Origin of the sequence: Desulfovibrio piger ATCC 29098 (assembly GCF_000156375.1) — a bacterium.
Taxonomy (GTDB): Bacteria; Desulfobacterota; Desulfovibrionia; order Desulfovibrionales; family Desulfovibrionaceae; genus Desulfovibrio; species Desulfovibrio piger.
The window spans coordinates 1-800 of sequence record NZ_DS996368.1 but is presented as its reverse complement, the minus strand read 5'-3'; the positions used below and the strand labels follow the sequence as shown (position 1 = coordinate 800).

General features: G+C 64.8%; 1 protein-coding gene. It reads left to right on the top strand.

Annotation, left to right across the window (positions count from 1 at the left end):
* Window positions 1–46: 46 nt before the first annotated feature.
* The coding region (locus tag DESPIG_RS12460; protein ID WP_246118327.1) for a baseplate J/gp47 family protein at window positions 47–800 on the top strand (754 nt) is incomplete at its 3' end.

Here is an 800-nt window from a genome sequence, read left to right as displayed (position 1 = left end):
GCAGGTGGACGAAAGCCGCAAGCCCGCCACAAAGGCGCGAGGCAATGTGCTGTTTTTGCGCGGGGATCAGACCGGGAACGTGCGCATTCCCGCCGGGCGTATCGTGCGGACACAGCCCGACGGCAAGGGCGATATCTACCGTTATGTGACGGATGAGCTGGCCGTACTGCCGGAAGGCGCGGCATCCGTGGCCGTGCCCGCCACGGCGGAGGAATACGGCCAGGGAGCCAACGCCGCCGTGGGGCAGATATGCGAGCTTGTCACTCCGGTGGAAGGCATTTCGGGTGTGACCAATGCGGCGGACTGGCTGATTGAGGAAGGCGCGGATGCGGAAAGCGACGCAAGTTTGCGACGGCGCTATGTGCTGGCCTGGCAGCGTCAGGCGGGCGTGACCCGCGCGGCCTATGAAGCGGCGGCGCTTTCGGTTCCTGGTGTGGTGGACGTGTATGTGGCGGACCAGCATCCGCGCGGGGAAGGCACGGTGGATGTCGTGGTCATGGGAACGGCGGGTATGCCTACGTCAAGCCTGCTGTCGGACGTGCGCGCCGCTCTGGACGCGGCCATCGTCATCAATCACGACCTCCTGGTCAGAGCTCCGGAGCCGGTGAACGTGTCGGTCAAGGCCGTGCTGGAACTGCTCTCCGGGGACGCCGACTCCGTGAAGGCGGAAGCGGAAAACTGGGTGCGTTCCATGTTTTCCTACGGCGACGACCCGGATATTCCGCGTTTTTCCATCGGTAAGGACGTGGTGCGGGACCGTTTGGCCTCCGGCCTTGTATCCATTGCCGGGGTGAAGCGTA